This window comes from Comamonas halotolerans (assembly GCF_030162935.1).
In the GTDB taxonomy this organism is placed as follows: Bacteria; Pseudomonadota; Gammaproteobacteria; order Burkholderiales; family Burkholderiaceae_C; genus Comamonas; species Comamonas halotolerans.
In genome coordinates this window covers 58,001-76,886 of record NZ_JASAUZ010000067.1, presented here as the reverse complement: position 1 = coordinate 76,886, position 18,886 = coordinate 58,001, and the positions used below count along the sequence as shown (strand labels likewise).

Annotated in this window: 20 protein-coding genes; 16 read left to right on the top strand and 4 right to left on the bottom strand. The window is 55.3% G+C overall.

The window, feature by feature from the left end; genetic code table 11:
- Nucleotides 1–101 precede the first annotated feature (101 nt).
- From QEP11_RS16990 to QEP11_RS16945, 10 genes are all read left to right on the top strand, one after another.
- On the top strand, nucleotides 102–584 hold the full coding sequence (locus QEP11_RS16990; protein ID WP_284337838.1) for an Lrp/AsnC family transcriptional regulator: 483 nt from the start codon (nucleotides 102–104) through the stop codon (nucleotides 582–584).
- A 335-nt stretch (nucleotides 585–919) separates the two neighbouring features.
- Nucleotides 920–1,630, top strand: coding sequence for a GNAT family N-acetyltransferase (locus QEP11_RS16985; RefSeq protein WP_284337837.1), 711 nt, complete (start codon nucleotides 920–922; stop codon nucleotides 1,628–1,630).
- A gap of 103 nt (nucleotides 1,631–1,733) precedes the next feature.
- Nucleotides 1,734–2,618, top strand: coding sequence for an HlyC/CorC family transporter (locus QEP11_RS16980; RefSeq protein WP_284337836.1), 885 nt, complete (start codon nucleotides 1,734–1,736; stop codon nucleotides 2,616–2,618).
- Entirely contained in the window at nucleotides 2,615–4,171 is a 1,557-nt protein-coding gene (gene lnt / locus QEP11_RS16975) for an apolipoprotein N-acyltransferase (protein WP_284337835.1), read from the top strand. Before QEP11_RS16980 ends, lnt begins: the two co-directional genes overlap by 4 nt.
- Before the next feature lie 171 nt (nucleotides 4,172–4,342).
- Nucleotides 4,343–4,867: a bifunctional 3-hydroxydecanoyl-ACP dehydratase/trans-2-decenoyl-ACP isomerase gene (gene fabA / locus QEP11_RS16970; protein WP_284337834.1), complete on the top strand. Its 525-nt coding sequence runs from the start codon at nucleotides 4,343–4,345 to the stop codon at nucleotides 4,865–4,867.
- Nucleotides 4,864–6,084, top strand: a complete 1,221-nt coding sequence (gene fabB / locus QEP11_RS16965; RefSeq protein ID WP_284337833.1) for a beta-ketoacyl-ACP synthase I — start codon at nucleotides 4,864–4,866, stop codon at nucleotides 6,082–6,084. Before fabA ends, fabB begins: the two co-directional genes overlap by 4 nt.
- A 102-nt stretch (nucleotides 6,085–6,186) precedes the next feature.
- Entirely contained in the window at nucleotides 6,187–6,744 is a 558-nt protein-coding gene (locus tag QEP11_RS16960; protein WP_284337832.1) for a D-glycero-alpha-D-manno-heptose-1,7-bisphosphate 7-phosphatase, read from the top strand.
- Between the two features lie 54 nt (nucleotides 6,745–6,798).
- Entirely contained in the window at nucleotides 6,799–7,587 is a 789-nt protein-coding gene (locus QEP11_RS16955) for a lysophospholipid acyltransferase family protein (protein WP_284337831.1), read from the top strand.
- A gap of 59 nt (nucleotides 7,588–7,646) precedes the next feature.
- Nucleotides 7,647–8,336 carry a M48 family metallopeptidase gene (locus QEP11_RS16950; protein ID WP_284337830.1) on the top strand — a complete coding sequence of 230 codons (690 nt, stop codon included), beginning with the start codon at nucleotides 7,647–7,649 and terminating at the stop codon, nucleotides 8,334–8,336.
- A gap of 158 nt (nucleotides 8,337–8,494) precedes the next feature.
- Complete coding sequence (locus tag QEP11_RS16945) at nucleotides 8,495–8,917, top strand: rhodanese-like domain-containing protein (protein ID WP_284337829.1); 423 nt, start codon at nucleotides 8,495–8,497, stop codon at nucleotides 8,915–8,917.
- A gap of 134 nt (nucleotides 8,918–9,051) precedes the next feature.
- On the opposite strand, the gene galE is transcribed toward QEP11_RS16945, so the two are convergent.
- Together galE and lysM are read right to left on the bottom strand one after the other, a co-directional pair.
- A complete protein-coding gene (galE, locus tag QEP11_RS16940) occupies nucleotides 9,052–10,071 on the bottom strand; it encodes a UDP-glucose 4-epimerase GalE (protein ID WP_284337828.1) in 1,020 nt (339 codons plus the stop codon).
- Nucleotides 10,072–10,159: 88 nt separating this feature from the next.
- On the bottom strand, nucleotides 10,160–10,639 hold the full coding sequence (gene lysM, locus QEP11_RS16935; RefSeq protein ID WP_284337827.1) for a peptidoglycan-binding protein LysM: 480 nt from the start codon (nucleotides 10,637–10,639) through the stop codon (nucleotides 10,160–10,162).
- Between the two features lie 184 nt (nucleotides 10,640–10,823).
- On the opposite strand from lysM, the gene QEP11_RS16930 reads away from it, so the two are divergent.
- The 5 genes from QEP11_RS16930 to rfbC all read left to right on the top strand — a co-directional run bounded on the left by QEP11_RS16930 (nucleotide 10,824) and on the right by rfbC (nucleotide 15,094).
- Complete coding sequence (locus QEP11_RS16930; protein ID WP_284337826.1) at nucleotides 10,824–11,597, top strand: type III pantothenate kinase; 774 nt, start codon at nucleotides 10,824–10,826, stop codon at nucleotides 11,595–11,597.
- A gap of 89 nt (nucleotides 11,598–11,686) precedes the next feature.
- Nucleotides 11,687–12,757 carry a dTDP-glucose 4,6-dehydratase gene (rfbB, locus tag QEP11_RS16925; RefSeq protein ID WP_284337825.1) on the top strand — a complete coding sequence of 357 codons (1,071 nt, stop codon included), beginning with the start codon at nucleotides 11,687–11,689 and terminating at the stop codon, nucleotides 12,755–12,757.
- Nucleotides 12,754–13,644, top strand: a complete 891-nt coding sequence (gene rfbD / locus QEP11_RS16920; protein WP_284337824.1) for a dTDP-4-dehydrorhamnose reductase — start codon at nucleotides 12,754–12,756, stop codon at nucleotides 13,642–13,644. Before rfbB ends, rfbD begins: the two co-directional genes overlap by 4 nt.
- A gap of 11 nt (nucleotides 13,645–13,655) precedes the next feature.
- Nucleotides 13,656–14,543 carry a glucose-1-phosphate thymidylyltransferase RfbA gene (gene rfbA / locus QEP11_RS16915; RefSeq protein ID WP_284337823.1) on the top strand — a complete coding sequence of 296 codons (888 nt, stop codon included), beginning with the start codon at nucleotides 13,656–13,658 and terminating at the stop codon, nucleotides 14,541–14,543.
- Nucleotides 14,540–15,094 carry a dTDP-4-dehydrorhamnose 3,5-epimerase gene (rfbC, locus tag QEP11_RS16910; RefSeq protein WP_284337822.1) on the top strand — a complete coding sequence of 185 codons (555 nt, stop codon included), beginning with the start codon at nucleotides 14,540–14,542 and terminating at the stop codon, nucleotides 15,092–15,094. The genes rfbA and rfbC overlap by 4 nt, the downstream gene beginning before the upstream one ends.
- 63 nt (nucleotides 15,095–15,157) lie before the next feature.
- On the opposite strand, the gene QEP11_RS16905 is transcribed toward rfbC, so the two are convergent.
- Together QEP11_RS16905 and QEP11_RS16900 are read right to left on the bottom strand one after the other, a co-directional pair.
- Nucleotides 15,158–16,309 (bottom strand): TFIIB-type zinc ribbon-containing protein, encoded by a 1,152-nt coding sequence (locus QEP11_RS16905; protein WP_284337821.1) that lies wholly within the window; start codon nucleotides 16,307–16,309, stop codon nucleotides 15,158–15,160.
- A gap of 101 nt (nucleotides 16,310–16,410) precedes the next feature.
- A complete protein-coding gene (locus QEP11_RS16900) occupies nucleotides 16,411–17,526 on the bottom strand; it encodes an SPFH and helix-turn-helix domain-containing protein (protein ID WP_284337820.1) in 1,116 nt (371 codons plus the stop codon).
- A 362-nt stretch (nucleotides 17,527–17,888) separates the two neighbouring features.
- Between QEP11_RS16900 and glyQ the strand changes: the two genes are divergently transcribed.
- On the top strand, nucleotides 17,889–18,827 hold the full coding sequence (glyQ, locus tag QEP11_RS16895; protein WP_284337819.1) for a glycine--tRNA ligase subunit alpha: 939 nt from the start codon (nucleotides 17,889–17,891) through the stop codon (nucleotides 18,825–18,827).
- The last annotated feature ends 59 nt before the right edge of the window (nucleotides 18,828–18,886 follow it).

Here is an 18,886-nt window from a genome sequence, read left to right as displayed (position 1 = left end):
GTGTGCCAAGTGTCAAGAAAATTGCGTCTATCGATGTTTGTTTGCATAAATCATGGCTTCACTCTTATATATGAGTTGTAGCTTGCATAAAATATCTGCTCATGACAGCAGAACACACCCTCGATAAACTGGACCGTTCCATCTTGCGTCGCTTGCAAGAGAATGGTCGTGAAACCTATGACGTTATTGGCGAGCAGGTAGGCCTCTCGCCCAGCGCAGTGCTGCGGCGTGTCAAGCGTCTGGAAGAAGCGGGTGTAATCGAACGCTATGTGGCGCTGGTGCCTCCCGAGAAAGTGGGTCTGGGTCTGACGGCATATCTGAACGTGCGTCTGGAAAAAAGCTCCGAAACCCACAAGCGAAATCCGATGGATGCGTTCAAGCAAAGCGTGCAGAACTGGCCTGAAGTGGTGGAGTGCGCTTCGCTGACAGGAGAGATGGACTATCTGCTGCGTGTGGTGGTGGCAGACATGCAGCATTACAGCCGCTTCATCATGGAAACACTGCTCAAACACCCCAGCGTCTCCGATTGCAAAACCAGCTTTGTCCTGGACCGCGTGAAGGCCACCACTTCAGTTCCTTTGTAAATACACGGCAATTGCTGTTCGGGTGGGGCGAGACTTAAAAAGTTTTTTGCTGTGGCTTCAGGGCTAGAAGTGCAGTAACCGCCTATCACCATTCTGGATTTATGGTTAACGGCATATTTCTGCTGGCGTTCTAGCCGAGTGAATGTGGCGAAAAAACAGCGTAGTGCAGCAGCCATGTCACGAGTTTGACCATGCGGACACCGAGTCTCCGGGTTTTATGTTGCAATGCAATAAATTAACGTAAACCCTAGGTTTGGACAGTGCGTAAATAGCCTCTGGCAGTGTGGCGCATTGACTGAAACAATGTGCACTGCCTCCCGCACAGGACTTTGACCATGACTGAGCCCCTTCGTTGGATTACTTCCCCCTGGAAAGCCAGCAAGCAATGGTTGCGCCGGTCTTCGGCCAAGCGAAGCGTGCCCAGCATGGTGCCGATTCGCGAGCTGTCTGCACGGCACCGTAGCCGTATTCGTGCGCATTTGCTCAAGCTGGATGAGGGAGACCGGTATCTTCGGTTTGGTTACGCAGCCAACGATGAGCAGGTGATACGGTATGCAGACAATCTGGATTTTGAGCGCGATGACATCTTTGGCATCTTCAACCGTCGTCTGGATCTGATTGCGATGGCCCATGTGGCCTATGTGGATCTGGCCGAACACAGCAACTGCGCTGAGTTTGGCGTGTCGGTGTTGAAGACCGCACGTGGTCTGGGTTTGGGAACACGCTTGTTTGCTCGGGCAGTGTTGCGCTCTCGCAACCAAGGTGTGGAGATGATGTTCATTCACGCCTTGAGTGAAAACACAGCCATGCTCAAGATTGCACGTAATGCGGGGGCTCGGGTCAAGCGCGATGGCAGCGAGTCCGAAGCGTATTTGCAATTGCCTGCAGCAGGCCTGGAGAGCCAGGTTTCAGAAATCTGGGACAGTCAGGTAGGCGAGGTGGACTACCAGCTTAAAAAACAGGCCAAGCAGTTCTGGACCATCCTGGCTGATGTGCAGGAAATCCGGCAGGGTATGCGTGAAGGGCGTCATAAATCCTCGCCATAAATGTGCTCGAGGCGGGGTTACGAAGCTAACCCCATTGCCTGAACAGCGGAATCAGCTATCCTTGTCGTCCTCTTCACTACCGCACGTCCTGCACTGAAAGTCTGTGTCAGACCCGCATCCTGCGCGCCATGCTGAGCGCGAAGACAAGCGCACCTTCCTGCAAAAAATTGTCGAATTCATTCATCCGGGGCTTGATTCCAAGGATGAACTCATTGAGACGCTGGCTGAAGCCGAAGACAACGAAGTCATAGGCACCGAGGCTCGTGTCATGCTTGAAGGCGTGATACGCATGGCTGATCGAACGGCCTCGGACATCATGGTTGCAGCCCCGCGCATGGATGTGCTGGATATTGATGCCCCATACGATGAACTGCTGGTGCAAGTGATTCGTACTGCGCACTCACGCTTTCCGGTCTATGAAGGAGGGCGCGACAACATCATCGGCATCTTGATGGCCAAAGACTTGCTCAAGCTACAACGCTCTCCCACGATGAGTGTGCGTGCTTTGCTTCGCCCAGTCACTTACGTGCCAGAAACCAAGGGTCTTTATGACCTGTTGCGTGAATTCCGCGTGAACCGCAACCACATGAGCATCTTGATTGATGAGTTTGGCAATGTGGCCGGATTGGTGACGATGGAAGACGTGCTGGAAGAAATCGTCGGCGAAATTGAGGACGAGTTTGATGTGCCAGAGGAAGATGGCGACATTTTTGCCCTGGCCGATAACACCTACCGAGTCGCAGGGCATACCCCTCTGGAGCGGGTGGAAGAGGCTTTCAATGTTGTATTTCCACAAGAAGAAGGCTTGGACGAGTTTGACACCATTGGTGGCTGGGTAAGCCATGCCATGGGGCGATTGCCCAAGCGCGGAGAAACCTTGGAAGCAGCCGGTCTGAGCTTTACTGTTTTGCACGCCAAGGGCGGGGCAGTGCGCTGGTTTCAAGTAACACGCACGAACGATGGGTGGCTGGAAGGCAAGGCTGAATGAGTGTTGTGAACAGTGCGGTGCACCATGTTCGCCCATGGAGCTGGATGGTGGTCATGCCGCTGGCTGGAGCTTTGCAGGCAGCATCGCTGGCTTGGCCGGTAGGCGGGCAACCACTTTGGTGGTTGCAAATACTTTCTCTGAGCGTTCTGTGCCTGGGGCTTCACAAAGCCCCCTCCTGTAAACAAGCCGCCTGGTTAGGGGGCATATTTGCCACTACCTGGCTGGCAGCCACATTCTGGTGGCTGTTTATCTCCATGCACACCTACGGCGGTTTGCCAGGCCCTTTGGCGGGATTGGCTGTGCTGGCGCTGGCAGCTTTTCTGGGTAGCTACTATGCACTGATGCTGTGGGTGTGGAAGCGATGGGCACAACGTGGCTGGCAAGCCGTGTTTTTGTTTGCTGCGTGCTGGACATTCGCTGAACTTGCACGTGGAACCTTGTGGACAGGCTTTCCCTGGGGGGCGATTGGCTACGCCCATGTGGATGGACCTTTATCAGTGTGGCCTAGGTGGTTGGGTGTGTACGGAACGGGTCTGATTGCGGCGGGATTGTCCATGCTCATGGTTCAAGCCAAGCATTTGGCGCTGCGTCCCCAATGGACGGCAATGTGGGTGTTGTCTGCAGCCATAGTTTGGGCTTTAGCCTGGCTGGGTCAGAAACAGGCTTTGCAGCCAGACGGGCGCACACCGGTTTCCGTGGCTTTGCTGCAGGGAAATATTGCGCAGGATGAAAAATTCATTCCGGGCGGCGGCATTGCAGAAGCTCTGCAATGGTATGGTGAGCATTTGCTGCAGCCGCAAGCCGAACTGGTGGTACTGCCTGAGACGGCTTTGCCACTGCTGCCACAGCAATTGCCAAAAGGCTATCTGGAAGCGGTGTCGGCGCCTTACCGGCAACCCGAAAGCCAGTCGGCGGCTCTGGTTGGCATGCCTTTGGGGAATGAAGTGCAGGGCTATAGCAATGCAGTGGTGGGCTGGATTCCTGGGGAAATGCCAGAATATAGGTACGACAAACACCATTTGGTGCCCTTTGGTGAGTTCATTCCCCCGTTGTTTCATTGGTTTGTTCGTATGATGAACATTCCCTTGGGCGACTTTGCGCGTGGCAGCGTGGGGCAGGCGCCTCTGCTGTGGCGCGGCGAGCGATGGGCTCCCAATATTTGCTACGAAGACTTGTTTGGTGAGGAGCTGGGGGCACGCTTTGCGGACGCTTCCAAAGCTCCCACGGTATTCGTGAATGTCAGCAATATTGCCTGGTTTGGCGACAGTATCGCGATTGATCAACATTTGCAGATCAGTCGCATGCGTGCCTTGGAGTTTGAGCGTCCCATGCTGCGCGCCACCAATACGGGGGCTACAGCGGTGATTGATCACCGTGGCTCTGTTGCGGCAGCTTTGCCTTCCGCGACCCGCGACGTGCTGTTGGCGCAGGTGCATGGGCGTGATGGTGTGACACCTTTTGCTTTATGGGTGTCGCGATGGGGGCTTTGGCCTTTGTGGATGTTTTGCGTAGCTGTCGTAGCTTGGTGTGCCAAGTTACGCAAGAAAATTTGAGAAAACTAGGTGTGATTGATACGTTATGTGAAGTTTGCTGGGGCTTTCTGCCTACAAGTCTCTTCTGAACTTTCATAATGTGCGGCTGTGCGCAGCACATGTATAAACTGTCGCGATTACATACACGAGAAACCAAGTAGCGGCCTAGCCGCTGCGGAGCAAGTTAGAAAAATGGCTGAATCTTTTTCCTATGAACAACTGATCGCTTCTGGTGAAGGCAAGTTGTTTAAGCCCGATAGCGGACGTTTGCCCCTGCCACCCATGTTGATGTTTGACCGCATCACCCATATTTCCGAAGATGGCGGAGAGCATGGCCTGGGCAAGATCGTGGCTGAATTGGATGTCAACCCGGATCTGTGGTTCTTCAAGTGCCATTTTCAAGGCGATCCTGTCATGCCCGGTTGCCTGGGTCTGGATGCCATGTGGCAGCTGATCGGTTTTTACCTGACTTGGCTGCAATTGCCGGGTCGTGGCCGTGCTTTGGGTGCTGGAGAAGTGAAGTTCACTGGTGAAGTCGGCCCAGATGTGAAGCTGGTGCGCTATGAGATCGATATCAAGCGCGTGATCAAGCGCAAGCTGAATATGGCGATTGGTGATGCACGTTTGTTTGCAGACGGCAAAGAAATTTATGTGGCCAACGATCTGCGCGTGGGTCTGTTCCTGCGCGAAGGTGATGGTCAAGGGACTGCGGCATGAAAAAACGCGTAGTGATCACGGGTGCGGGCATTGTCTCGTGCATTGGTAACGACTTGGCAACTGTGGAGACCTCCCTGCGGGAAGGCCGCTCCGGCATCAAAGCCATGCCTCAGTTCAAAGAGCTGGGTATGCGCAGTCAAGTGGCTGGCATTCCCGAGATCGACGTTGAAGCGCGTATTGACCGCAAGCAGTTGCGTTTTATGGGCGATGCAGCCGCTTTTGCTCAAATCGCTTTGGAAGACGCGATTGCCCAGGCGGGGTTGACTCCTGAGATGGTGAGCCATCCGCGCACCGGCCTGATCATGGGCTCTGGTGGGGGCTCGCCAGCCAACCAGATTGAAGCTGCTGACACCTTGCGTGAAAAAGGTATCCGCCGTGTGGGGCCTTATCAGGTCACGCGTTGCATGAGCTCGACTGTTTCGGCGTGCCTGGCCACGAATTTCAAGGTCAAGGGCATCAATTACTCCATTACCTCTGCGTGCTCGACTTCTGCGCATTGCATTGGCGCCGCGGCCCAGCAAATTGCCTGGGGTATGCAGGATGTGATGTTTGCTGGAGGCGGTGAAGAACTGTCCTGGGGCATGTCGTTGCTGTTTGATGGCATGGGTGCCATGTCCAGCAAGTACAACGAAACGCCCGAAAAAGCTGCACGTGCCTATGACGCCAACCGCGATGGTTTTGTGATTGCTGGCGGTGGCGGCGCTCTGGTGCTGGAAAGTCTGGAGCACGCGCAGGCGCGCGGCGCCAACATTCTGGCTGAAATTGTGGGCTTCGGTGCTACTTCCGATGGTGAAGACATGGTGGCGCCCTCGGGCGATGGAGCTGTAGCCTGCATGAAGCAAGCCATGGAAACCGTGGACGGGACGATCGACTACATCAACACGCATGGCACATCGACCCCCGTGGGTGATATGCAGGAAGTGCGTGCCATGCAGACGCTGTTTGGAGAGAAGGTGCCTCCTTTCTCTTCAACCAAGTCGTTGACGGGCCACTCCTTGGGTGCTACAGGCGTGCAAGAAGCGATCTATTGCCTGATCATGCTGGACAAGCAATTCATTGCCGGATCGGTGAATGTGGAAACTCCAGATGAAGCTTTGGGTACCATGCCTTTGGTGACCAAGACCTGTGATGCTGCGCTCAATACCGTGCTCTCCAACAGCTTTGGCTTTGGTGGCACCAACGCATCGGTGGCCTTGCGTCGCTGGATGGGTGCGTAAAGCGCTTGCATCCTCTCAAGAGCGGTTGTTGCCTGGGCATAAATACCCTGGTGGCGCCGCTTTTCTCGTTGGACAATTTGCTGCGTACATCGCCTCTGACCTATGAAGCTTGCCATCCTGGATCGTATCGGCACCCTCAATATCGAGGGTGAGGACTCCATCGTGGCGCTGAAGGATTGGGTGCTTCAGGAGGGCGTGCTGGATGCGGTGGCGCAGCTCAATCGTGGTGGCTGGCATGTAACGCTGGCAACCAACCAGCCGGGCTTGGGGCGCGGCAGTTTTGATCTGAATGACCTCAATGCCATTCACTTGCGAATGCAGCGTGAATTGGCTGCGGTGGGCGCGCGCATTGAAGCGGTTTTCTTCTGCCCGCATACACCGGAAGAAGGTTGCAGCTGTCGCAAACCCGCACCGGGATTGTTGCAGCAAATTGCAGCGCGCTATGGTGCCGAGCCAGATGAGATCTGGGTGGTTGGGCAAGACACGAAGCACCTCGAAGCTGGCGAAGCGATAGGTGCGCACGTTGTATGGCTACAACTGGGAGAAACCGCTCCATTGAACGGAGTCTTTCAGGATGTACCTCGATACGTCAGTTGGAAAGCGTTGGCTGACGCGCTGGCACCAGATGTACAAACGCCTCCAGCAGCTCCGAGACCGTGACAAGGCCCTTTCAGATTTCTGGGGCAACACCAGCCCATTTTTAGGACTGTTTTCATGTCTTTTATTCGCTCTTTGATCCACATGCTGTGGATGGGCATCACTGTTATTCCCTACACCTTGCTGATTTTGCTGGTGCGAGTGTTTGGCGCCTCTCCAGCGTTACGCTGGAAGATTGCACGCGCCTGGCTGAAGCTGAGTGTGGATAGCGCTGGCTGGTTCTGTGGTGTGAAATATCGTGTTCAAGGCATGGAAAACCTGCCTACTGATAGTCAGCAGGGCGTGGTGTTGCTCTGCAAGCATCAGTCCACATACGAAACTTTTCTGATGCCTGCCATCATGCCGCGCGCACTGGCTTATGTCTTCAAGAAAGAGTTGCTCAGCATTCCTTTCTTTGGATGGTCGATCGGCAGTCTGGACATGATTCATATTGACCGCAAACATGGTTCGCGTGCTTTTCACAAGGTGGTAGAGCAAGGCAAGCGCCTATTGGCACAGGGTATCTGGGTCATCATGTTCCCGGAGGGCACTCGTGTGGGACGTGGCGAAGTCGGTGAGTACAAGACCGGCGCCACGCGCCTTGCCATCATGACGGGCGTGCCTGTGGTGCCGATTGCCGTGACGTCTGCCAAGTGCTGGCCTCGAAAGTCTTTTGTGAAGACTCCAGGCGTGGTCGATGTCTCGATTGGTCCCATGATTGCCAGTACGGGCCGCAAACATGAGGAACTGATGGTGGAAGTCCAAAACTGGATCGAAAGTGAAATGCACCGTTTGGATCCTGATGCATATCCTGCAGCCCCTGCAGCCCCTGCAGCGGCCATCACACAGCGTAGTCCCGAAGCTTGAATACGCCAGCGTTTTCTCATCCACAAGCCACGCACAGTACCCCTTTGGGGCCTGTCCGCGTGGCTTATTTGTTGGTGCGCAGCAGCCGGCGCAGCATCGGCCTGGAAGTCAGCGACAGCGGCCTGACAGTACGTGCACCTTTGCGCGTCAGCATGAACCATATTGAATCTGCCCTGCAGGATAAGGCGCGATGGGTCTTGGCGAAGCTGAATGAGCGAGAAGTCCGCAGCCTGCAAACACCGTGTGTTGAGTGGCGTCATGGCGCGAGCCTGCCCTACTTGGGCGGCCAACTGCAATTGCAGCTGAATCCTGCAGCAGCGCGTGGTGGAGAGCTTTTTACGGTGGCTGAAAACCGCTGGGTGCTTCACCTGAGGTTACCTGTGGACGCTACGCCTGCGAATGTCCGCGCTTTGGTTAACGCTTGGTGGCTGCGCCATGCGCGCACGCTGTTTACGCAGCGGCTGCAACGTTTTTCGCCAGACCTGGGTGTGCGATGGCAAAGTCTGCGCTTGTCCAATGCACGTACCCGTTGGGGCAGCGCGAAGGCGGATGGCAGCATCATGCTGAACTGGCGTTTGCTGCACTTTCGCCTGCCGGTGCTGGATTACGTGGTGATCCACGAGCTTTCGCATCTTCGCGTGATGGATCACAGTCCGCGTTTTTGGGCAGTGGTTGCCTCTGCTTGCCCCGACTATCCGTCTCTGCGTGCGGAGCTGCGTCAGCAGCCTGTTCCTGACTGGGGGTTGTAACGTATTCGTTTGGTGCGCCGAAGCATCAGGTGCATGAGTTGTTGCAGCCGAGGTTGTACGGCACTGTGCAACTATGGGTTTCCTTAAGCATGCCCTTGGTCCATCTGCAAGGCGTGTGAGACACTTTGCGCAGTACTGGTTCTTTTCATGGATTGCATATGACGACTCACCAAACGCTTCAAATAACCCCGGCTGCTGGCTATGCGGGTGATATACCTGCTCCTTTGGCATGGCAGTGGGTACAGGCAGGAGAGGCGGTGCTGATTGACGTGCGCACTGATGCAGAGCGTGCCTGGGTGGGGCAGGTGCCGGGAGCTGTTGCCGTGCAGTGGAAAATATGGCCTGCAATGGCGCCAAACACTGAATTTGATACGCAGTTGAAAGCCGCCGTGCCAGCGGGGTGCAAGGCAGTATTGTTGTGTCGTAGCGGAGTTCGCTCCGTAGCTGCTGCAACCCGTGCTGCACAGCTAGGAATTGAGGCGTACAACATTCTGGAAGGATTTGAAGGTGATGCTGATGCCAACGGGCACCGAGGCAATATCGGCGGATGGCGCAAGCAGGGCTTGCCCTGGAGGCAATGACTAAGGCTTGCCAACGTCGCGCCTCTGCACGTCATCGCTTTGCCAAGTACCCAATGCAAGCTATTGATTGGCTCAGAGATTTTTCGAACGGGCAGAGAGCATAAAAAAATAAAGCGCCTTGTGGCGCTTTATTTTCAGGTGTTGTAGCCGTTGGGGTTTTGGCTTTGCCAGCGCCAGGTATCTACACACATGGTGAATAAATCATGCTGAGCTTGCCAATTGAGCATGGTTTTTGCATGTTCTGGGTTGGCATAGCAGCTTGCAATATCTCCAGGGCGACGTGCTACCGATGTGTGTGGTAGTGTTTTGCCGCAGGCTTGCTCGAAGGCATGAATCACTTCCAAGACGCTGTAACCACGCCCTGTGCCGAGATTGATAGTCAGCAGTTCCGGGTGCTGGAGTGTGTGGATTTTTTCTAGTGCTCTGAGGTGACCAACAGCCAGATCCGTCACATGGATGTAGTCACGCACGCCTGTGCCATCAGGGGTTGGATAGTCATTGCCAAACACCTGAATGCTTGCGCGTCGTCCAACCGCTACTTGAGCAATATAGGGCAGCAAGTTGTTGGGAATGTCGGAGGGGTCTTCGCCAATCAGTCCGCTGGGGTGCGCTCCAATAGGATTGAAATAGCGCAGAACGATGATGGACCAGCTGGGGTCTGCATGGAACAGGTCGGCCAAGATTTCTTCGACAAAAAGCTTGGTGCGCCCATAGGGATTGGTGACCGAGGTTGGATGCTTTTCATCCAGTGGCAGGTATCGGGGTGAACCGTAAACGGTGGCAGATGAGCTGAAGACCAGATTCTTGACACCAGCTGTTTGCATGGCCCTCAGCAGCACCAAGGTGCCGTTGACGTTGTTGTCAAAATAGTCAAGGGGTTGTGCAACGGATTCGCCTACGGCTTTTTTGCCCGCGAAATGAATCACGCTGTCAATAGCGTATGTGTTCAGGGTTTTCTCGACCAGCGTTTGGTCGCGAACGTCACCTTCAACCCAAGTCAGCTTGCCCCCGGTGATCTGTTCAACACGATCAATGGCTTCGGGGCGGCTATTGCTGAAGTTGTCGTAGATGACAACCTCGTGCCCAGCGTTGAGAAGTTCGACAGCAGTATGAGAGCCGATATAGCCGGCACCGCCTGTGAGCAAGATTTTCATCCAGTCAAGTCTACAAAGATAAGTGAGTACCGGTAGATGGAGTAAATACAAAAAAGAGCTCTTGAGAGCTCTTTTTTGCGGCAGTTTATTACAGCGCGGGGATACGCAGCTTCTGGCCGGGGTAGATCTTGTCTGGATGGGACAACATAGGCTTGTTGGCTTCAAAGATTGCCGGGTACTTGTTGGCATCACCGTAGTATTTCTTGGCAATGGCCGACAGCGTGTCGCCGCGCACCACGTCGTGGTATTGCGCTTCTGGTTCGGGGTTGGTCACCGTCATCTGGTTGTCAACCGAAGTCACGCTGGCCACATTGCCGCAGCACAAGGTGACTTTTTCCTTGTCCGCCTGGGTAGGGGCTTCACCCGTCACAGTGACCTTGCCCTGGCTGGCGTCATAGCTGACTTTGAGGTTGCTCACACCAAGTTTCTGGGTGTTGATGTATGTCTCGATCGCTGCAGCGGCTTTCGCGTTGAGATCGTCTTGCGATGCTGTAGGGGTCTCCGCTTGCGCGTCTTTGCCGCCAAACAGCTTCTCACCGGCTTCTTTGATGAAACTAAACAGGCCCATACATTCACTCCTGAAAAAATAGTTGGGGAGAAGGCTCAATGTAATACCAAATGATTCGGGTGTGAGGCCAGACACTTCCTACGAGCAAATTTATTGACAATTTGTGCCGAAATGGTGCACTGAACCGGTATTCGTGTCGCAAAGCACACGGATACGACTGTAAAAAATCTTGATAATGCCGCCCATGACATTCTTGGCCATAGATATCGGCAACACCCGCTTGAAGTGGGCGATGTATGACGCTCCACGCCCTGGTGCCGCTTTGCTGGCCCATGGCGCAGAGTTCCTGGAGCATATTGAGCGCTTGGCAGAAGGCCCGTGGAGCAAGCTGCCAACCCCAACCCATATGCTCGGATGCGTGGTTGCGGGAGAGACTGCACGCCGCCGAGTGAACGATCAGATGGAGCTGATGGTCGGATGGGATATTGAACCCAAGTGGGTGGTACCGTCCTTTCAAGAGGCTGGAGTCACCAATGGCTATGACCATCCCCTGCGTTTGGGAGCAGACCGCTGGGTGGCCATGATTGGTGCGCGCAACCATATCCTGCAGCGTGGCAATGAGCGTCCTCTGATTGTGGTGATGGTGGGCACAGCCGTGACCGTTGATGCGCTGGATACCCATGGTAATTTTCTAGGTGGATTGATCTTGCCGGGCCACGGCATCATGCTGCGCGCGCTGGAAAGCGGTACGGCTGGCTTGCATGTGCCAACGGGGTCTGTGACGCCGTTCCCCAAAAACACCAGTGATGCATTGACCAGCGGGGGCACTTATGCAATTGCCGGAGCCGTGGAGCGCATGTACCAGCATCTGTACCTGCACTGCAGCATGGAACCTGCCTGCGTGATGGCTGGCGGCGCTGGCTGGAAGATGGTGCCCAGCATGACACGGCCGTTCGAACTGGTGGATAACTTGATCTTCGAGGGTTTGCTGGTGATGGCTGAACAACGCTGGAAATAACAAGCACCAAACAACAGACTGAAACGGTCTGCTGCAGGGTCTGTGCATGGGCAGTCCATAATTGATCATCTTTCTAAGACTTCATACCCATGATCCTTGTTACCGGTGGCGCAGGTTTTATTGGCGCCAATTTCGTTCTGGATTGGCTCGCGGCTTCTGCTGAGCCTGTGGTCAATGTTGACAAGCTGACCTATGCAGGCAACCTGGAAAACTTGGCGAGGCTACAAGGCGACGCACGCCATGTGTTTGTGCAGGCGGACATTGGTGACAGCGCAGTCATCGGGAGGTTGCTGCGTGAACACCAGGTGCGAGCGGTGTTGAACTTCGCGGCGGAAAGTCACGTTGATCGCTCCATTCACGGTCCCGAGGATTTCATCCAGACCAATGTGGTGGGCACCTTTCGTTTGCTGGAAGCAGTGCGTGCTTATTGGAATGAACTGCCTTCTGACGCCAAAACCAACTTTCGTTTTTTGCATGTGTCCACCGATGAGGTCTATGGGACATTGAGTTCCAGCGATCCGGCTTTCACAGAAGACAACAACTACGAGCCCAACAGCCCGTACTCGGCCAGCAAAGCAGCATCAGATCATCTGGTGCGGGCCTGGCATCACACCTATGGTCTGCCAGTGCTGACCACAAACTGCAGCAATAACTACGGACCTTTGCACTTCCCGGAGAAGCTCATTCCGTTGATGATTGTGAATGCCTTGGCAGGCAAGCCTTTGCCCATCTACGGTGATGGGCAGCAAATCCGTGATTGGCTCTACGTGCGAGATCATTGCAGTGCGATCCGTCGTGTGCTGGAGGCTGGAAAGCTGGGAGAAACCTATAACGTGGGCGGCTGGAACGAGAAGGCCAATATCGACATCGTTAAAACGGTCTGCGCTCTGCTTGACCAGCTGCGCCCACGTGCCGACGGTCAGTCCTATGCGCAGCAGATCACCTTTGTGACGGATCGTCCTGGCCATGACCGGCGCTATGCCATCGATGCGCGCAAGCTCGAGCGTGAGTTGGGCTGGAAACCTGCGGAAACCTTTGAAACAGGTATTCGCAAGACGGTCCAATGGTATTTGGACAATCCTGAGTGGGTGGCCAATGTGCAGTCTGGTAGTTACCGTGACTGGGTGCAGAAACAGTACAGCGCACAGGCGGCAATATGAGGATTTTGCTCCTGGGGCCCAGCGGTCAGGTGGGCTGGGAATTACAGCGCAGCCTGTCCGTGCTGGGCGAAGTCGTGACCCTGGGTCATGACCGACAAGATTTGTGCGGTGACTTTGCAGATCCTGAAGGCGTGGCACGCAGCGTGCGCGCTGTGCGGCCGGATGTCATCGTCAATGCAGCCGCGCATACAGCGGTTGACAAGGCAGAGAGCGAGCCAGAGCTTGCACGTTTGCTGAACGCCGCCACACCGGCTGTGCTGGCGCGTGAAGCATTGGCGTTGAACGCACTGCTGGTGCACTACAGTACCGACTATGTGTTTGATGGCAACGGTGATGCGCCGCGCGATGAGCAGGCTGCGGTGGCGCCTCTGTCGGCATATGGTCAGACCAAGCTGGAGGGGGAACAACACATTCAGGCCAGTGGCTGCCGCCATCTGATTTTTCGTACCAGCTGGGTGTATGCCGCCCGCGGTGGCAACTTTGCCAAGACCATGCTGCGTCTGGCGCAAGAGCGCGAAAAACTGACGGTGATCAATGATCAGTATGGCGCGCCGACAGGTGCAGATCTGCTGGCCGATGTGACCGCGCATGCGATTCGCCATGTGCTCCTGCACCCGGAGCATCTGGGGCTGTATCACTGCGTGGCGGCTGGAGAAACCAACTGGCATGCTTATGCGCAGTTTGTGATCGAAACAGTGCGTCAGCTGCGGCCTGATTTGGCATTGAAAGTGCAGACCATTGAGCCAGTGCCTACCAGTGCGTTCCCCACTCCGGCGCAGCGCCCTCAAAATTCGCGCTTGAATACCGCCAAGCTGCAAAGCAATTTTGGTTTGCAGTTGCCCCATTGGCAGCATGGCGTCAAGCGCATGCTGCAAGAAATTTTGTGAGAAACACACCCATGACACAAGCACGCAAAGGCATCATCTTGGCGGGGGGCTCCGGTACACGGCTGCACCCTGCAACACTGGCCATCAGCAAACAATTGCTGCCCGTGTATGACAAGCCGATGATTTACTACCCGCTGAGCACGCTGATGCTGGCAGGGATTCGCGAAATTTTGATCATCAGCACGCCTCAGGATACTCCGCGCTTTGAACAATTGCTGGGTGATGGAAGCCAGTGGGGCCTGAATTTGCAGTACGCCGTGCAGCCAAGTCCTGATGGGCTGGCGCAGGCGTTTCTGATTGGCGAGGAGTTCCTGGCAGGTGCGCCCAGTGCGCTGGTGCTGGGTGACAACATTTTTTATGGGCATGACTTTCCAAAATTGCTGGAAGGTGCCGATAAGCAAACCACCGGGTCGACCGTGTTTGCCTATCATGTTCAAGACCCCGAGCGGTATGGCGTGGCCGAGTTTGACCAGCAAGGCAAGGTACTGTCTCTGGAGGAAAAGCCAAGCAGCCCCAAGTCGAACTACGCGGTCACCGGCTTGTATTTCTACGATAACCAAGTGGTTGATCTGGCCAAGTCGCTGAAGCCTTCGGCACGTGGTGAGCTGGAAATCACGGACTTGAACAAGCTGTACCTGGAACAGCAGCAGCTCAATGTGAAGCTGATGGGGCGCGGCTACGCCTGGCTGGATACGGGTACACATGAAAGCTTGCTGGAAGCAGGGCAGTTCATTGCCACGCTGGAGCAGCGCCAAGGTCTGAAAGTGGCGTGCCCGGAAGAGATTGCTTTCCGGGCTGGCTGGATTGATGCTGTGCAACTGGAAAAGCTGGCGCAGCCTCTGCTTAAGAACGGCTACGGCAAGTATTTGATGCAATGCCTCAAAGGTGTGAAGCGATGAAGGTGACGCCTACCGCGATTGCGGACGTGATGGTTGTTGAGCCCAAGGTTTTTGGTGATGCGCGTGGCTTTTTTCTGGAAAGCTTCAACCAGCAGGTATTCAATGCAGCTACAGGCACCAGCTTTGAGTTTGTACAAGACAACCACAGCCGCTCGTCCAAGGGTGTGCTGCGCGGCTTGCACTATCAGCTGCCGCCGCATGCACAAGGCAAATTGGTGCGCGTGGTGCGTGGCGCGGTGTGGGATGTTGCAGTGGATATCCGCAAAAATTCGCCCACTTTTGGTCAATGGGTGGCCGAGACACTGACCGAAGACAACCACAAGCAGTTCTGGATTCCCCCAGGGTTTGCGCATGGCTTTGTGGTGCTTAGCAATACTGCAGACTTCCTCTACAAAACCACCAATTACTACGCGCCGCAATCCGATCGAGGTATCGTCTGGAACGATGCAGACATTGGGATTCGGTGGCCGGATGTGGGTATGGAGTTTCTCCTTTCGGAGAAAGATCAGAAGCAGCCTGCCTTTTCTGCCGCAGAGGTCTTTGCTGGCTGACCATTCGGTGTGATGCCAAAAGAAACGGCAGCCTGGGCTGCCGTTTTACATGAAAGTGTTGTGCTAAGCGTTTTGCGAGATCCCCAGCACAATCAGAAGAGCCAGCACTGCACATAGCACGGCGAAAGCGATCTTCACCCAGCTGTAAGGGCGCTCACCCGCAATCTGACCGGTATAGCCGTTGGCAATGATTTGGTAGTTTTTGCTGCCATAGGTATAGCCGACAACCCAAACAGGCACTAGCACGTGTTTGAAGGTACGGCCTGCGTATTCGCGCTGCACGCGCAGGTTGCGATAAGTGTCTCCGGGCACCTGACGCGCGCACATGGCCTGCACCTGGCTGTCCATGTCCTGCTCATTGAGCTTGGATGCTTTGCCCAGATCGACCTGATAGCGCTCCACCGTCCAGCCACGCACAAACTCTGGCGTATACGGTTTCAGGTCGGTGGTTGTGGGGAAGGGCTCTACCTGGCGTAGCAAATTGCCATGAACGCCTATGGTTCCGGGTACCAGCTCGTCATCAAAGAAATGGCGCAGATTGCCAGATGCAGGCTGCCAGCGCACATGACGTACCTGCCGCGTCTGTGTGTTGCCATTGGCATCGCGGTAGGTCTCGGTGGTGTAGTAATAAAAGCCTGCGTCGGCCCACCAGTCGGCGCTGACATGGGCGTCAAATGTCCAGTAGGGCAGGTAGACGCCGTGCAGCGTATCGGTCAGCGCTGCGTGTTTGAGTTTGCTGGGTGCAAACCAGCGCGATCCATACCACTGGCGGATTCTGTCGCGGATCTGCCCATCGCTGATTTTGAAAGGCAGGATGCTTTGCGGCGTGATGGCGTCATTACGCTCTTCATGCGCCACGATGGATGGAGAGCCGCAAAATTCGCAGCGTTGTGCGGTGCGCCCATCCACAAACACCGAGATGGCGCGGCAGTTCTGGCATTGCACCTCAAAGCGTTGCCCGCCCCAACCACGGCCGGAATCCGGATTGCGCAGCGCCTCGGCCAGATCCTGCTCAACAATGGACTGGCCCAGCTCCTCACGCACCTCTTCGCTCCACGGCACCACCGTGCCGCAATATGGGCATTTGAGCGATTGCGCCTTGGCGTTCCACTCCAGATTGGCACCACACTCCGGGCAAGGGTGCTTGCGCACCATGGAGGGGCGAGGGGCGTCAGGTACGGCAGTATAGGAAGAAGTCGAGGTCGTATCAGTCACGGCATGCAGTCAAACAAGGTGCTCTAGCAACGCAAGTCGCGGCCCAGTGTGCTGGAGGCTCCAGGCGAAAATGGCTGGGCAGTGACTTGCACTGGCCTTGTTTAGCCTCGCAAGAATTCATTGAGTGCTGCTTGTGCAATACGCCAGTTCGCACCAATCTTGCGGCCTTTGAGGTTGCCGGCCTCAAGTTCAGCCATGACATCCGTCACGTTTACGCCGAGCAATTGGGCAGCCTGCTCGGGGGTGTAGACCTGAAGCCCGGTAGTGGCAGGTACGGCAGGAGCCTGTGCTGCCTGTGCTGCGGCTGGTGAGAATGCGTCATTAGCCACTTGAGCGCCAAAGCCGGCTTGGCCAGCACCAGGTTGCTGCATCTGTTTCATCATCTCTTGGGCCATGCCAAAACCCATGGCCATGGTGGCTGGCATGGTGGCAGCGGCGGCACCTTCACCACCGTTGACCATGGCCTGGCCCATCTGATATTTCACATAGTCGTTGAGATTGCCGATGGCGCTCATGCTGGAGCGCTTGTCGATGGCCTCTTCCACCTCAGGCGGTACGGAGACGTTTTCCAGCACAAAGGTGGTCACCTCAATGCCGTACTTCTCGACCATGGCAGGGTTGATGATTTGCACCAGGGCGCTGCCTAGATCGCTGTAGCGCGTGGCCACATCGAGAACAGGGACTTGGGCCTTGGCCAGCGCTTCGGTAAAAACACTGACAATGCGCGAACGCATGGTGTCGGCAAACTCGTCAATGCGGAAGTTCTGGTCGGTGCCGGCTACTTCCTTGAGGAATTTGGCGGGCTCCACAATGCGGAAGTCATAGGAACCAAAGGCGCGGATGCGCACAACGCCAAAGTCCTTGTCGCGCATGAGGACCGGGTTGGATGTGCCCCATTTGTTGCCCGTGAACAAACGTGTGTTGATGTAGTAAACATCACACTTGAAGGGCGACTGAAAACCATACTTCCAGCCAAGGATGGTGGAGAGGACGGGAACGTTCTCTGTCGTCAGCGTGTGCTTGCCGGGGCCAAACAGGTCGGCGTACTGGCCAGCGGCCACAAATTGCACCTGCTGCGACTCACGCACAATGAGCTGCGCACCGTTTTTGATTTCCTTGTCGTCGTCAGGCCAACGGTAAGACAGGGTGTCGCGCGAGTCATCGGTCCACTCGATAACTTCAATCAGCTGGTTCTTGATGATGTTGAACAGGTTCATGCCAATCCTCGCAAGCAGGTCAGAAGAAAAAGTTGTGCTGCATTTTAGGGCGCGACGCTGCAGGACGAGCATTGTGCAATCATCAAAAAAAGTAGCTATCCATGCTTGTTGCACAAAGGGTTTAAATTTTTCCAGATCAAAAATCCTTTACTTGATGCGAGATATACGCTCTATTTTTTGAAAGAATTTGCGAAGACCTTCACAGACACAAAATGCTGTGATCGCCAATGTGCAAGCCAGAGGCCTAAAATCACTCTTTTGCGCCTGCGAGCGAGGCAACTGCTTGTGCCCGCTGCTTGTGCATCTCTTATAACGATTGCGCTGGCGCTTGAGCGCCAGCCCACCAGCCCAATTCAGACAGCATGCTGACTTTCCAACAAATCATTCTGAAACTGCAGTCCTACTGGGCCGACCATGGCTGCGCACTGCTCCAGCCCTATGACATGGAAGTGGGCGCAGGTACTTCGCACACAGCCACCTTTTTGCGCGCCATCGGGCCTGAGCCATGGAAGGCCGCGTATGTTCAGCCCAGCCGTCGTCCCAAGGATGGCCGCTACGGTGAGAATCCCAACCGCCTGCAGCACTATTACCAGTTTCAGGTAGTGCTCAAACCCGCGCCCGACAACATCCTGGAGTTGTATCTGGGCTCGCTGGAGGCGCTGGGCTTTGACTTGAAGAAAAACGATATCCGCTTTGTGGAAGACGACTGGGAAAACCCCACCTTGGGCGCGTGGGGCCTGGGCTGGGAAGTGTGGCTCAATGGCATGGAGGTGACCCAGTTCACCTACTTCCAGCAAGTGGCTGGTATTGACTGCAAGCCTGCGACGGGCGAGATCACTTACGGTCTGGAACGTTTGGCCATGTACCTGCAGGGCAAGGAATCGGTGTACGACTTGGTCTACACCGACGGGCTCACTTATGGCGATGTGTTCCACCAAAACGAAGTGGAGCAGTCCACTTACAACTTCGAGCATTCGAATGTGGACTTCCTGTTTGATGCATTCAATGCGCACGAGGGCACAGCCAACAAGTTGATGCAAGCCCAACTGGCGCTGCCTGCTTATGAGCAAGTGCTCAAGGCTGCGCATACATTTAATCTGCTGGATGCACGCGGAGCTATCTCGGTGACAGAACGTGCAGCCTATATTGGCCGCATTCGCAACCTGGCCCGTGCCGTAGGTAAGAGCTATCTGGACAGCCGTGCACGTTTGGGTTTCCCCATGGCCCCAAAGGCCCATGCGGACGAAGTGCTGGCCGAGCTGGCCAAGGCCGCAGAGCAACAAGCCAAGAAGGCCGCCTAAGCGGTTGTAGACCACATATTCAAGAAATCTGCTGCCAGTGCTTGACTGACAAGTTCTGG